Annotated in this window: 15 protein-coding genes; 4 read left to right on the top strand and 11 right to left on the bottom strand. The window is 57.9% G+C overall.

What is annotated here, in order from left to right; translation table 11 throughout:
• Positions 1-42: 42 nt before the first annotated feature.
• From COMA2_RS00145 to COMA2_RS00130, 4 genes are all read left to right on the top strand, one after another.
• A complete protein-coding gene (locus tag COMA2_RS00145) occupies positions 43-753 on the top strand; it encodes a CHAP domain-containing protein (RefSeq protein WP_139076927.1) in 711 nt (236 codons plus the stop codon).
• Positions 754-1,027: 274 nt separating this feature from the next.
• Positions 1,028-3,424: a Tex family protein gene (locus tag COMA2_RS00140; protein ID WP_090893552.1), complete on the top strand. Its 2,397-nt coding sequence runs from the start codon at positions 1,028-1,030 to the stop codon at positions 3,422-3,424.
• Between the two features lie 91 nt (positions 3,425-3,515).
• Positions 3,516-3,761: an AbrB/MazE/SpoVT family DNA-binding domain-containing protein gene (locus COMA2_RS00135; protein WP_090893550.1), complete on the top strand. Its 246-nt coding sequence runs from the start codon at positions 3,516-3,518 to the stop codon at positions 3,759-3,761.
• Positions 3,758-4,153, top strand: a complete 396-nt coding sequence (locus COMA2_RS00130) for a PIN domain-containing protein (protein ID WP_090893548.1) — start codon at positions 3,758-3,760, stop codon at positions 4,151-4,153. The genes COMA2_RS00135 and COMA2_RS00130 overlap by 4 nt, the downstream gene beginning before the upstream one ends.
• Positions 4,154-4,378: 225 nt before the next feature.
• On the opposite strand, the gene COMA2_RS00125 is transcribed toward COMA2_RS00130, so the two are convergent.
• From COMA2_RS00125 to accC, 11 genes are all read right to left on the bottom strand, one after another.
• Positions 4,379-4,633 carry a SemiSWEET transporter gene (locus tag COMA2_RS00125; RefSeq protein ID WP_090893546.1) on the bottom strand — a complete coding sequence of 85 codons (255 nt, stop codon included), beginning with the start codon at positions 4,631-4,633 and terminating at the stop codon, positions 4,379-4,381.
• A 3-nt stretch (positions 4,634-4,636) separates the two neighbouring features.
• The gene (locus COMA2_RS00120) at positions 4,637-4,882 is read right to left on the bottom strand and encodes a thiaminase II/PqqC family protein (RefSeq protein ID WP_245630784.1); all 246 of its coding nucleotides are present in this window, start codon (positions 4,880-4,882) and stop codon (positions 4,637-4,639) included.
• 5 nt (positions 4,883-4,887) lie between these two features.
• Positions 4,888-5,148, bottom strand: coding sequence for a DUF5647 family protein (locus tag COMA2_RS00115; protein WP_090893544.1), 261 nt, complete (start codon positions 5,146-5,148; stop codon positions 4,888-4,890).
• Between the two features lie 14 nt (positions 5,149-5,162).
• Positions 5,163-5,387 carry a DUF2283 domain-containing protein gene (locus COMA2_RS00110; protein ID WP_090893543.1) on the bottom strand — a complete coding sequence of 75 codons (225 nt, stop codon included), beginning with the start codon at positions 5,385-5,387 and terminating at the stop codon, positions 5,163-5,165.
• Positions 5,372-5,686, bottom strand: coding sequence for a hypothetical protein (locus COMA2_RS00105; RefSeq protein WP_090893541.1), 315 nt, complete (start codon positions 5,684-5,686; stop codon positions 5,372-5,374). The genes COMA2_RS00110 and COMA2_RS00105 overlap by 16 nt, the downstream gene beginning before the upstream one ends.
• 75 nt (positions 5,687-5,761) lie before the next feature.
• Positions 5,762-6,430 carry a thiaminase II gene (tenA, locus tag COMA2_RS00100; protein ID WP_090893539.1) on the bottom strand — a complete coding sequence of 223 codons (669 nt, stop codon included), beginning with the start codon at positions 6,428-6,430 and terminating at the stop codon, positions 5,762-5,764.
• Between the two features lie 158 nt (positions 6,431-6,588).
• The gene (gene sthA, locus COMA2_RS00095; protein WP_090893537.1) at positions 6,589-7,992 is read right to left on the bottom strand and encodes a Si-specific NAD(P)(+) transhydrogenase; all 1,404 of its coding nucleotides are present in this window, start codon (positions 7,990-7,992) and stop codon (positions 6,589-6,591) included.
• Positions 7,993-8,127: 135 nt separating this feature from the next.
• On the bottom strand, positions 8,128-8,793 hold the full coding sequence (tpx, locus tag COMA2_RS00090) for a thiol peroxidase (protein ID WP_090893536.1): 666 nt from the start codon (positions 8,791-8,793) through the stop codon (positions 8,128-8,130).
• Positions 8,794-8,845: 52 nt separating this feature from the next.
• Entirely contained in the window at positions 8,846-9,856 is a 1,011-nt protein-coding gene (locus COMA2_RS00085; protein ID WP_090893534.1) for an alpha/beta fold hydrolase, read from the bottom strand.
• Positions 9,831-11,786: a sodium-extruding oxaloacetate decarboxylase subunit alpha gene (gene oadA / locus COMA2_RS00080; protein WP_175304277.1), complete on the bottom strand. Its 1,956-nt coding sequence runs from the start codon at positions 11,784-11,786 to the stop codon at positions 9,831-9,833. Before oadA ends, COMA2_RS00085 begins: the two co-directional genes overlap by 26 nt.
• Positions 11,787-11,829: 43 nt before the next feature.
• Positions 11,830-13,248, bottom strand: a complete 1,419-nt coding sequence (gene accC, locus COMA2_RS00075; RefSeq protein ID WP_090894185.1) for an acetyl-CoA carboxylase biotin carboxylase subunit — start codon at positions 13,246-13,248, stop codon at positions 11,830-11,832.
• Positions 13,249-13,455 lie beyond the last annotated feature (207 nt).

Below are 13,455 nucleotides of genomic sequence, written 5' to 3'. Positions count from 1 at the left end.
CAGGTATTGTCTTACAGCGGCTGGTCTGTATACTGAAGCATCATGAGGGGAGCAGAGTACAGACAGCATGTCGGGGTTGGTCTCGTGGCCTTGCTGGTCGCAGGCACGTTCGGTGGATGTGCCGCGACGGGGCGTCACTCGCTACAGGATGAGAGGAGCGTGATTCCTCTGATGGGCGCGCGTGGAACCCACTGCTGTGCCATGGAGAAGGGTATTCCACGGCAGGCGGCGCTGGCGAGGACAGCGGTGAGATTTGTCGGGCAGTCCCGTATTCAGGTGGGCGGACGGAACTTTACTCCAGATTGTTCCGGCTTCGTTCGGGGTGTCTACGCCTCGCAGCGTGTGGACTTGTATGGTGGGCTGGGCGAGCTCGACGGCGGCAACGGTGTCGGGCGCATCTTTACCCATGTCGTAGAACATGGGCGGATTCACTATGGCCCCACTGTCCATCCCGGAGATCTGGTCTTTTTCCACAACACGTGGGATTTCAACCGAGATGGATTGCCGAACGACCCGCTCACGCATGTCGGTGTCGTCGAAAAGGTGGACCTCGATGGGACCGTGGTGTTCGTCAGTTCGGTTTCAGCGGGGATTGAACGGTATCGCATGAACCTGAAGCATCCGGACACACACAAAGCTTCGGATGGGCGAGTCCTGAACGATTTCCTCCGACGCAGGCACGCGGGGGACGCCCCTGGGACCTACTACCTTGCGGGCCGACTGTTTGCTGCGTTTGGAACCCTCGCTCATTAAACGGATGTTGAAAATGTCCTCCAGCGTCGTTCCCGCCTCGCAGACTCGTCGATGCGGGCTGAGCGGGCGAAGCGGGTGCGCCGGGGTGGGTGGCTAAGAACAAGGTCTTTTTGAATATCAAAATAGTTTTCGACAGCCTGCTACCGTGTGCGCGAATTATCCTGCGATGTCCTCTTAGACTCGAACAAACCTGTTCGTAACGTGACCGTCCTTTATCCAAGTCTTAGAGAGCGCGGACCGCTGACGCGTTCGGAAAGATAGGTCAGTGATACCGATGACGACTGAAACGACTCAGAGCGCAGCAGACGCGGCGCGGGTGAAAATCATTCCGATCATCGCCAAGGAGCTCAAGGTCGGAGCCGCCCAGGTTGCCGCTGCCGTGGCGCTGCTCGACGGCGGGGCGACGGTGCCCTTCATCGCGCGTTATCGGAAAGAGGCGACCGGCAACCTGGACGACACCCACCTGCGCACGCTGGAGGAACGGTTGTTCTATCTGCGCGAATTGGAAGAGCGCCGCACTGCCGTATTAGTTTCGATTGAAGAACAGGGGAAGCTCACGGATGCGTTGCGGGCGAGCATCGAGGCCGCCGCCACCAAGCAGGCCGTCGAAGATCTGTACCTCCCGTTCAAACCGAAACGCCGCACGCGCGCGCAGATCGCCCGCGAAGCCGGGCTGGAACCGTTGGCCGATAGCCTCGTGGCTGATCCGAAGCTGGATCCCGAACAAGAAGCGCTCAAGTACATTCGCGCCGTGCCGGCTGCCGAAGGAGTGGAGGCGATCAATGTGCCTGATGCCAAGGCTGCGTTGGAAGGGGCACGGGACATTCTGATGGAGCGGTTTGCCGAAACGGCCGACCTATTAGCTATGTTGCGGACGCGGTTGTGGGACCAAGGTGTCCTGACTTCGACGGTGGTCAAAGACAATGAAACGGCGGAAGAGGAGAAGTTTCGTGACTACTATGCCTATGCGGAGTCGATCAAGACCATTCCCTCGCATCGGGCCCTTGCGTTATTCCGAGGTCGTACGCTGGGAGTCTTGAAACTCGAATTGGGTTTAGGGGAGGCTCTGGACAAGGTCGTTCCCCATCCCTGCGTGGCAACGATCGCGGCTCACGCGGGCATCGAAGATCGCGGGCGACCCGCGGACAAATGGCTGGCCGGCGTGTGCGAATGGACGTGGCGCGTCAAGATGCATCTCCAGATCAGCACCGAACTCTTGGTGCAGTTGCGCGAAGCCGCCGAGGCCGAGGCGATCAAAATTTTTGCCAGGAACTTGCATGAGTTGTTATTGGCGTCGCCGGCCGGGCCCAAGGTCATCCTCGGCCTGGATCCCGGCATTCGCACCGGATGCAAAGTGGCGGTGGTCGATGCCACGGGGAAATTATTGGCGACGGAGACGATCTACCCGCATCAGCCTCGTAATGATCGGCAGGGGTCGTTACAGACGCTCGTTCGTCTGATCGTTCAACATGGCGTGGAATTGCTGTCCATTGGGAATGGGACGGCCAGTCGGGAGACGGATAAGTTAGCCGGCGAGGCGATCAAGGCGGTCGCCGCGCAACGACCTGACCAGCATGTGGCGAAACTTGTGGTGAGCGAGGCAGGGGCGTCGGTCTATTCGGCGTCGGCCTTTGCCGCGGCCGAGTTTCCCGAGTTGGATGTCAGTTTACGCGGGGCGGTGTCCATCGCCAGGCGAGTGCAGGATCCGTTGGCCGAACTGGTGAAGATCGAGCCGAAGGCGATCGGAGTGGGGCAATATCAGCATGACGTCGATCAGCGGGCCTTGGCGCGGTCGCTTGATGCCACGGTCGAAGATTGCGTCAACGCGGTCGGCGTGAACGTCAACACGGCTTCGGTGCCCTTGTTGGAACGGGTATCGGGCCTCAACAAGACATTGGCCAGGAATATCGTGGAATATCGCAATGCGAACGGACCGTTCTCAAACCGGACGGCGATCCGCAAGGTTCCGCGTCTCGGTGAAAAAACCTTCGAGCAGGCGGCAGGCTTCCTGCGTATTCCCGACGGCGACAATCCCTTGGATCAGTCCGCCGTTCACCCGGAGGCTTATCCGGTGGTTGAACGCATTCTGGTACGACTCGGAACCGGGATCACCGACGTGATGCGTCAGCCTGCGGTCTTGAAGGGATTGGCGCCGGCTGATTTTACCGATGAACAATTCGGGTTGCCGACGGTGCGGGATATTTTTGCTGAACTCGAAAAGCCAGGCCGAGACCCTCGTCCTGAATTCAAGACGGCAAGTTTTCGGGAGGGAGTCGAATCGCTGAGTGATTTGCAGGCCGGCATGGTGTTGGAAGGAGTCGTCACGAATGTGGCGGCGTTCGGGGCGTTCGTCGACGTCGGCGTGCATCAGGACGGGCTCGTGCATGTGTCCGCGCTGGCCAATAAGTTCATTAAAGATCCACACGAGGTGGTCAAGCCTGGGCAAATCGTCAAGGTGAAGGTCATCGACGTTGATCTGAAGCGTCAGCGGATTGCGTTGACGATGCGGCTTGAAGATGCCGCGAGCTGCTCATCTATGCCGACACAATCTCGAAGTGAAACCGCACGCGACTCGCGTGGGCATGGGCCGTCGGTGTCTAGTCAGGCGCGAGCGCCTCAGCCGATCGGCGCGATGGCGTTGGCATTGGCGAAGGCAAGGCAGAAGGCGTAGCCAGCATCTTTCTTCGCATTGTAATGCGAGCGTTGACGACAACAATTCCTTACGCTACAGTAATACCTACCAGAAGAAGAAAGGAATTGTTATGATTGTCACGCTGACCAGCAAAGGCCAAACGACCATCCCCAAACCGATCCGAGACCATCTTGGTCTTCACGCCGGAGACCAACTCGATTTTGTCATTGAGGCGGATGGGCGTGTGACCCTGCGCCCCGCCACCATCGACGTAATGGATCTCGCGGGCCTCTTGCACCAAAAGGGCAAAAAGGCGCTCTCGCTTGAAGAGATGCAGCGAGGGATTCTGAAAGGAGCGACCAGACACGCCGGATGATCGCGATTGATACGAATGTTCTCGTACGGTTTCTCACGCAGGACGACCCAGAGCAAACTCGCCGGGTGCAGCGGTGCTTTGCGGCTGCAAAGGATCAGGACGAATCCCTGTTTCTCAATCACATCGTTCTCTGCGAGTGTGTCTGGGTGCTCAGCTACAGTTACGGATTTCCCAAAGCTGCTCTTATCGATGTATTGGATCGACTCCTCACCACCAAGCAGTTCATCATCGAAGACAAGCCGTCGGTGTGGGCTGCGATCGCCGACTACCGCTCGTCACAGGCCGATTTTGCGGATTGCCTGATCGGCATCAAGAATCGTAAGGCGGGCTGCGAGACCACGATTACATTGGATCAGGGAACTGCAAAGCTTGCCACCTTTCGCCGGTTGTAACATCGATATGGGCATCAAGTCAGGCGGCGCGAGCGCCTCAGCCGATCGGCGCCATGGCGTTGGCATTGGCGAAGGCGTAGCGAGCATTGTTCCGTATAATTAGGGCTTGTTGTATTACAGTTGGTGAGTGACCTTACGGCTTCCGAGATGCTGACAGTCTGGTAACATCTCTAACGCTCGTTGTCTGGCAGGACGACCATCGGCCGCCTTTGAAGCTCGGCCGCGCTACCCGTATTTGATTTTGACAGAGATGATGCCAAGCTGGAGAAAAAAGGTTACTGCATTGGCCAGAATTACGGGTAGCGAATCGATCCAGATTCCATAGATCAGCCACAACAGCACGCCGATCGTGAACGTCAGCACCATCCCCCAGGATAGATCGCCGGTTGACTTGGATTTCAAGGCCTTCGCGAGTTGTGGAATAAAGGCAACCGTGGTCAAGGTTCCGGCCGTTATCCCCAGGATGATGGCTCCGTCCATTGCCTATACCGGCCACTGCTCTTCGTTCCAGGTCATATCCCAGAACATCCACTCATAGCGTGAACTGATGATGAAGGAGTCTTCCATGCGCCGCAGTTCTTCCTCGCCGGCGGTCTTGGCCCACTGATCGACTTTCTTGCGCATCCACCGCTGGACTTGGGCAAACTCCGGCGACGCGTACAGCATGAGCCAGTCGCGGTCGGGATGGTTATTGTCTGGGAGCTGCTTCGGCAGTGATTGGCTTGTCAAGTGAGTTATCCAGCCAGGAGACTCAGTTCTTCAATGCGCGAGTGGGCTAGAGCGAGCTTTTTGATCATCACATAGGGTAGAGGTTGATCGTGCGTCGCTTGTTCTTTGCCGACGCGCAGGCTCCACGTATTGAAGTCCTCATCTCCTTCGAGTAGTAGGACAACCTGAGCGTTCTCCGGTATCTTGTCAACGAATTCGGGATGCTCTCTGAGGTGTCGATCAAACTCCATCCCGAGGAGACTGTTTCGAGATTCAAGAAGATTCATCGTCGTTCGATTGTTTAGGGAGCCGGTGTCGCCATGGTTTCAAAACTGACAAGAGGCATGTCTGTCCCAGCGGGAACGAAGTTCAGCTTTTCGAATCCAATGACTTGTCCAGTCCGGTTCTTCATCAAAATGACATCATTGCCGGTCTCTTCACAGATATGTTCCTGATCTGGGTCTCCGAACCATACTGTCAAGGTGTTTCCAACCGGGTCGAAGAATAGCTTTATTTTCGTTTCCATATCTCCGTCCCTTTCTTAATGGCAGCCGTTAGATAGCAGGTAATCAAGAACCCTTCTCCGTTGAGACGACGGGCGACCGCGACTATCCAACCTTCTTGGCATGGTCGGTAAAAGAGCATCACCTTAGGGTCGGCCACGCTCTGTTTGACCAAGTCAGGATCGCCCAGTGTTTTCTTGACCTCCTCTTCCTGGCCTCGCATGTTCCGATGTTTCTCAGTAACAATGCGTTCCCAATACTTTTCAGTGGTCCGAACAGTAAAGCCGAGCGGAGTTTGAACCTCAAAGCGGAAGCTAGCCACGCTCTTTTATAGCACCCATGCGGGCTCCAGTCACGCGCTCCGCCTCCTTCCTTGTGGCCTCCCCCCGGCATTCCACTATACCGGCCACTGCTCTTCGTTCCAGGCCATATCCCAGAACATCCACTCATAGCGTGAACTGATGATGAAGGAGTCTTCCATGCGCCGCAGTTCTTCCTTGCCGGCGGTCTTGGCCCACTGATCGACTTTCTTGCGCATCCACCGCTGGACTTGGGCAAACTCCGGCGACGCGTACAACATGAGCCAGTCGCGGTAGGGATGGTTCTTGGGCGGCGCGCCTTTCTTCAAAAGGTGTTGCCCCACGACGCAATAGACCCAGGCGCAGGGGAGCGCGACGACGGTGATCTCCGCCGCGGTGCCTGAGGCGGCGACGGACAGCATATGTCTGGTGTAGGCATAGTTCGTCGGCGCCATCGGCACGGAGGTCATCTGCTTCGGCGTCAGCGCCCACTTCTTTCCGTAGCTTTCGTGCAGGCTCCGTTCAACGACGATGGTCTCTTCGGCCAGCTTGTTGAACCGCAAGGCCGATTCCGAATCAGGCGCCTTCAGCGCGGCGGCGAAAAACACACGCGCCAGATCGCCGAGAAATCTGGCGTCCTGCAGAATGTAATAGGTGAATTTCTGTTCAGGCAACGTGCCGTTGCCGAGGGCGACGACGAAGGGATGGCTCAATTGGGCATCCCAGATGGATGTGGCGAGCTTGCGCAGATGGTTTGAAAATGACATAGGTCCTCCTAAAGGAAAAGCGTATCTCGTGAAGTATATCGGCCAACGGTTTCAAGTTTCATGTTTCAGGTTTGAGGTTTTGGCACAACTTGAAACTTGGAACGTGAAACTTGGAACTCATGAGCGAGATTCGCTTCACGAACGACGTCCCACGAGCCTTAGATGTACGGAACCCACGGCCCTGACATGCGATTCATGCCGTCCAGGGCTGCGACTTTGTAACATTCGGCCAGGGTCGGATAATTGAAGACCGTGTCGATGAAATAATCGATCTTGCCGTGAAAGGCCATGACGGCCTGACCGATGTGGATCAGCTCGGTCGCTCCCTCGCCGATGGCGTGAACGCCCAGTAGATGTTTGGTATCCCGATGAAACAGCAGCTTGAGCATGCCGGTTTCGTCGCCGATGAGCTGCCCGCGGGCAATCTCCCTGTAACGGGCGATGCCGACTTCGAAGGGGATGTTTGCCTGCTGCAGCTCGTCCTCGTTTCGTCCCACCATGGAGATTTCAGGAATGGCGTAGATGCCGTACGGGAGGAGCGAGGTGTCCGTACGATCCGGGTGACCGAACGCATGGCAGGCCGCGTGGCGGCCCTGTTGCATCGACGTCGAGGCCAGTGCCGGAAACCCGATGACATCGCCGGCGGCATAGATGTGAGGAATCGAGGTTTGGAAGTGAGCGTTCACGGTAACCCGTCCTCGGGTATCCGGTTGCAGTCCGATGGCTTCCAAATTGAGCGTCCCTGTCGCCCCGACGCGACCGATCGCGTACATGAGTGTCGACGTCCGAATCGGCCGGTTGTTCCGCAAGGATACGTGGATAGAGTTGTTCCGCTCTCGCTTGATCGCCAGGACTTCTTCATCGTGATACAGCGTCACACCGAGGTCTTTCATGCGTTGTTGGAGCGTGTCGATGATCTCAGCGTCCACGAACTCCAACAGCCGCGGTCGTTTGTCGATAAGGGTGACGGGGATTCCCAAGGCAGCGAGCATCGAGGCGTACTCCGTTCCGATCACTCCGCCTCCGACAATGACGATGCTGTCGGGGATGTGTTTCAGGGTCAGGAGGCCGTCCGTATCGATGACCGCATGGTCGTCGAACGGAATGTGGGACGGCCGAGCCGGCTCCGTCCCCACGGCGATGACAATATAGTCCGCCGTCAGCTCAAGCGCGCCATGCTCTCGTTGAATGCGCAGACGATGAGGATCGAGAAAACTGGCGGAACCAAACACCATGTCGACTTGATTGCGGGCCATCTGATTCCGCACGATCTCGATCTCGCGCTTGATGACATGATTCGCGCGGAAGGCCAAGTCTTCGATCGTGATCTTCTTCTTGACACGGTACGCACCTCCGTAGATGCTCCGCTGTCGAAACCCGGAGAGGTAGAGCACCGCTTCGCGGAGGGATTTGCTTGGAATGGTGCCGGTATTGATGCAGACCCCACCGACAACGGCCTTTCGCTCGATGATCCCGACCTTCCGATTGAGCTTGGCCGCCTGAATGGCGGCCTTTTGGCCGGCGGGTCCCGTGCCGATGACAAGTAAATCGTAATGAGCCATTGGTATGGTGGAGGTTTCAGGCTGAGGTTACGGATTAAGGGTAGTTGTGTGAGGTGCAAGGTTGGAGGTCGCCGCTCCACGCCTCAACCTTTCCAACCTTCATCGTTCCCGGCTCAACCTCAACCTGTCTTCATCTCAGCTCTCCGTCACCAGCCGACGAGCAAATTGCAAGGCTTCTTCCATGTCCGGAAGTTGAGTGATTTCCGGAGTGATTTGAAGATAGCGAATGGTGTTCGTCTTATCGACGACCAGGACCGCTCTCGTCAAAATGTGCGGCCCTTCTAAAAAGAGACCATGCGTCTTGCCGAACTCGGCTCCCCGGTAATCGGAGAGGAAGGTGACGTTGGCGATTTTCGCTTCTGCCGCAAACCGTTTTTGGGCGAAGGGCGTATCGACGCTCACGGTAATCAATTCGACCATCTTATCAAGGCCCTTGTTGCGCTCGCTCAGAAGATGCGTCTGTTGTTCGCAGACCGGGGTGTCGAGCGAGGGGACCACGCTGATGATACGGACTTTTCCCGCGCCTTTCGTCTGCGCGATGTTCACGAGGGACAAGTCGTTCTGCGCGACGTTCACATCGCGGAGCGCGTCACCGACTTTGACTCCGTTACCGGCGAGCGCCAACGGGTTGCCCTTGAAGAGGACCTTGTTGCCTTCGCCCGCAACCGCAGTTCCATCCGCCACCGGCATATTCTTGTAGGAAAAGCCGGCGCCGGTTGATCCGCCCATCGTGTGACATCCGACAAGGCCCAGCGAAAAGCACAGCGTGGCGCCGATGAAACCAGCATATCTTGTCCGCATCGTAGGCTCCTTTCTGAAGATAAAGAGTGGGGATCCCACTCGACCTCTCTGTTCAGGGTGACGGTTGAATATACGCGATCATCGATCGGTTGACCAGGTCAGGCCGTTCCCATTGCGGCATATGACCGGCCTTGGGAACTCTGACGAAGGTGGATCCGCGAAGCCGGTGGTGCAGTTCTTCACCGACAGCCAGGGGAAACACCCGGTCGTGTTCGCCCCAAATGATCATGGTCGGGTGCGTGATGCTGCTGATGCGTGAGGCGAAATCCGCTTCCCAGGAGGGGAGGGCGTTCCTGGCGGCCAGAATGGGTTTGATGATGCCGGGGCGTCGGCGGTTTTGGTTGGATCGCTCGATGACGGCCGGCGTGAGAAGGCGGTGGTCGTGGACGATTTCTTTCAGGACGGAATCGGTGACCAGCCCGCCGAACAGCCAGTTGCCCAACGAAATCAGCCAGACCGGGGCTCGAGATTCCAGGGCTTGCCTGAACGACCGGCTCGTGAGTTTGGCCATGACCTGAGACGGGAGTCCGCTGATGAGCACGAGCTTGTCGACGCGAGCGGGGTGGGTCAAGGTCATGCCGATGGCCAACCCGGCGCCCATGGAATTGCCGACCAGTGTCGCGCGAGGAATCTGTAGCGCGTCCATGAACCCGATACAGAAGTCCAACATCTGATCCGGCAGGTAGTCAATGTCCGGTTTATCGGATAAGCCGGAACCGGGAAGATCGAGCGTCAGGGTGCGAAAATGTTGAGACAAGGCATGTTGCTGATGCTCCCATTGCCACATGGATCCGCCGAAGCCGTGGATGAGGATGACCGGCGGGCCGGTACCGGCATCGAGGTAGGCAATCCGTTGACCATGGACGAGAACGGTTTTGATCGGGATGCGCTCGATCGGGGTGCCTCCCAACGGCTCAAAATAGGGCGGGATCGGTGGAGGCGTGGTGCAGGAGGTCATGAGATGCGATACGAGGCAGAGGACGAGCAGTGCAAACCGCCCAGGTCCGGGGAAACGGAGAATCGAGCCGGTGATGGGATTACTCCAGTTGGATGAGAGTTTCATCCGTCTTCACATTGTCCCCCTCGGCGGTCAGGATCGCGGCGACTCTTCCATCGATCGGCGCCGGGACTCGACTTTCCATCTTCATCGCCTCGATGATCAACAGCGGATCGCCGGCCTTGACATGATCGTCGACCGCCACCAGGAGTTTCACCACCCGGCCAGGCATGGGCGGAGCCACATCACCCGGTTTCGCCGGTCTGGGGCGTTTGGGTTTTCCTCCCGCTCCGGTCTCCTGGGACTCCGGGACACCGGCGAGCACTTCTTGGATCGGTTCAAGCGACACTTCTTCGAGTTTATCGTTGACACGGATGTAGTAGGGCTTCCGTCCATCGATTTTGCGACCGGAGCCCGAGACCTTCACATGATAGGTCTCGCCGTGCACCGTCACGTTGAATTCCACGGGAGCCAGGTGCAATTCGTGAGCGGTGGTAGGACCTTTCGTCGATCCCAATTCGAGCGGCTCAGGGATCAACTCGCCTTTCTCGCGGGCTTCGAAAAAGTCCCGCGCGATGGCGGGAAACAGCACGAACGACAGTTGGTCCTCGACGGTCTGAGCCGAGCCTGGAAGCTCTTTTTTCGCGTCATCCATTTCCGGGTCCAGCCGATCGGCCGGTCTGGCCTTGATCGGTGTTTCATCGCCGGTCGCGCGCGCCATCACGTCGAGATCGACCTGTCCGGGAGCGCGGCCGTACAATCCCAAGAAATAGTTTTTTGTTTCGGTGGTGATGACTTTATATCGATCACCGGTCAGCACATTGAGTGTCGCCTGGGTTCCGACGATTTGGCTGGTCGGGGTGACGAGCGGGGGATAGCCCATTTCCTTTCGCACACGCGGGACTTCGTCGAGAACCTCTTTCATCCGGTCCAGGGCATTTTGCTCCGTCAACTGGGCGGCCAAGTTCGACAGCATGCCGCCGGGGATCTGCGACATGAGGATTTCCGCGTCCACGCCGGTAAAGTCGCTCTCGAACTGGCGGTATTTTCGGCGGACCGTTCGGAAGTGTTCGGTGATCGGCTGGAAGGATGCGAGTTCCAGCCCCGTGTCGTAGGGGGTATTCTGGAGCGACGCGACCAACGTTTCCGTCGCCGGATGAGAGGTTCCTCCCGCCAGCGGAGAGATGGAGGTATCGAGCATGTCGAGGCCTCCGAGGATCGCCATCAACGAGGCCATGGACGCCATGCCGGAGGTGTAATGCGAATGGAGATGCAGTGGAACCTTGACGGCGGTCTTCAACCGACGCACCAGGTGGTAGGCGTCGAGCGGGGCCAAGAGTCCGGCCATGTCCTTGATGCAAATCGTATCCGTCCCCAGATCTTCCAACTTCTTGGCCAAATCCACAAACCGGTCGATGCTATGGACCGGGCTGACGGTGTAACAGATGGTGGCTTCGGCATGTTTGCCGCAGGCTTTCACTTCGCTCACGGCTCGATCGAGATTCCGCACGTCGTTGAGGGCATCGAAGATGCGGAAGACATCAATGCCGTTCACGGCCGAACGTTCGATGAACCGCTCCACCACGTCGTCGGCGTAATGGCGATAGCCGACGAGGTTTTGTCCGCGCAACAGCATTTGGAGCTTGGTGTTGGGCATGGCGGCCCGCAAGGCCCGGAGCCGTTCCCAGGGATCTTCTTTCAAGAAACGCAAACAGGTGTCGAAGGTGGCGCCGCCCCAGACTTCCAACGACCAATAGCCGACCGCATCGAGCTTTTGCGCGATGGGCAGCATGTCTTCCGTGCGCATGCGCGTCGCCAACAACGATTGATGGCCGTCTCGCAGGGCGACATCCGTGATCAGTACCGGCTTGCCGGCGGCCGGCGTGATCGTGAGCTCGCTGGGGCGGGATGCGACGCTTTTTGAGGTCTTGATCGTCGGAGCGGCCGCTCTGGTTTTTTTCTGAGGTTTCTTAGTCGGTGGTCGTCTTTTCGCCATGATGGTTAAGGTATCTCTTTGGGAAGCAGAGGGTTTGTTTGAATCAGAGGCCCTCGTAGGCGGCGATCGCCGCAGACAGCGCCAGCACCAGATCCTCCGGCTGCTCAAACTCGTGGTACGAGTACAACTCAGGGTGGGTGTCCAGATAGGATGTGTCGAAACGTCCCGCGATAAAGTCGGGTTCGTGCATGATCGCTTCCATGAAGGGGATCGTGGTTTTTACCCCGCGGAGCACGTACTCTTCAAGGGACCGGCGCATCCGGCTGACGGTTTCTTCCCAGGTGCGTCCCCGGACCGTCAACTTGGCCAGCAGGGCGTCATAATAGGGTGGGATCGTGTAATCCTTGTACACGGCTCCGTCGATGCGGACGCCGATTCCACCCGGAGAGAGATACGCCGTGACCGTGCCTGTGCAGGGGAGGAAATTGTTTTTTGGGTCTTCCGCATTGATCCGGCACTGGATGGCGTGGCCTTGCAGAATGACGTCCTGTTGCTGGATGCTGAGCGGCAGGCCCGCCGCGATTTTAATCTGATTCCGCACGATATCGATGGCCGTGATCTGCTCGGTCACCGTGTGCTCGACTTGGAGGCGCGGATTCATTTCAATGAAGTAGAATTTTCCCTGCTGATCGAGCAGAAACTCCACGGTTCCCGCATTGTCGTAGTTCACCGCGCGCGCGATGGCGATGGCGGCGTCGCCCATCTTTTCCCGAAGTTCCTGGGTCAGAATCAACGAGGGGGCGATCTCGATCAGCTTCTGGTGTCGTCGCTGGATCGAACAGTCTCGTTCTCCAAGATGGATGATGTTCCCGTGCCGATCTCCCAGGATTTGAAACTCAATATGATGCGGCCGCTCGATATATTTCTCGATGAAGACGCTGCCGTCGCCGAAAGACGCCTGGGCCTCGCGAGCCGCGACCACCATATTCTCTCGCAGCTCATCGTCGGATCGGACCACGCGAAGCCCGCGACCGCCGCCGCCGGCGCTCGCTTTGATCATGACCGGGTAGCCCGCTTGTTTTGCGAAGGCCAGGGCTTCTTTGACGGTGGCAATCGCCCCATCGGTGCCGGGCACGATCGATACGCCGGCGGATTCGGCAAGCTCGCGCGCCTTGACCTTGCTGCCCATCAGGGTAATGGCATGGGTAGACGGGCCGATGAACGTGATGCCGGAAGCCTGACAGAGTTCGGCGAACTCCGCATTCTCAGACAGAAACCCGTATCCAGGGTGAACGGCATCGGCGCCGATCCGTTTGGCCAGGTCGACGATCTGCTTGCTATCCAGGAATCCCTTCACCGGACCTGGGCCGACCAGGTAGGATTCGTCCGCCTTCTTGACATAAATCCCGGTCGAGTCCGCTTCGGAATAGATGGCGGCGGTGGCGATGTTCAATTCGCGGCAGGCGCGGATGATCCGCATGGCAATTTCACCGCGATTGGCGATCAAGATTTTCTTGAACATGTCTGAGCCTGTCAGCTCTCGCGTGGAAAGGAATGAGCACGGAAAAACGAACGCGTAAGCTAGCATAGGATCGAGAGGCCTGTCGAGAGACGCGATCATACGATCAGTCGGAGTGAGTCGCCCTGGCGAGAGGTGATCGTTGCCGGCGGTCGATAATTTAGTCGCCACCTCTGTCCGTGTCGTGTAGAATTCGTCCGTTTCGCGCAT

Source organism: Candidatus Nitrospira nitrificans, from assembly GCF_001458775.1.
Taxonomy (GTDB): domain Bacteria; phylum Nitrospirota; class Nitrospiria; order Nitrospirales; family Nitrospiraceae; genus Nitrospira_D; species Nitrospira_D nitrificans.
Note: the sequence above shows the minus strand (reverse complement) of the source record. Positions and strands in the feature narration are given on the sequence as shown.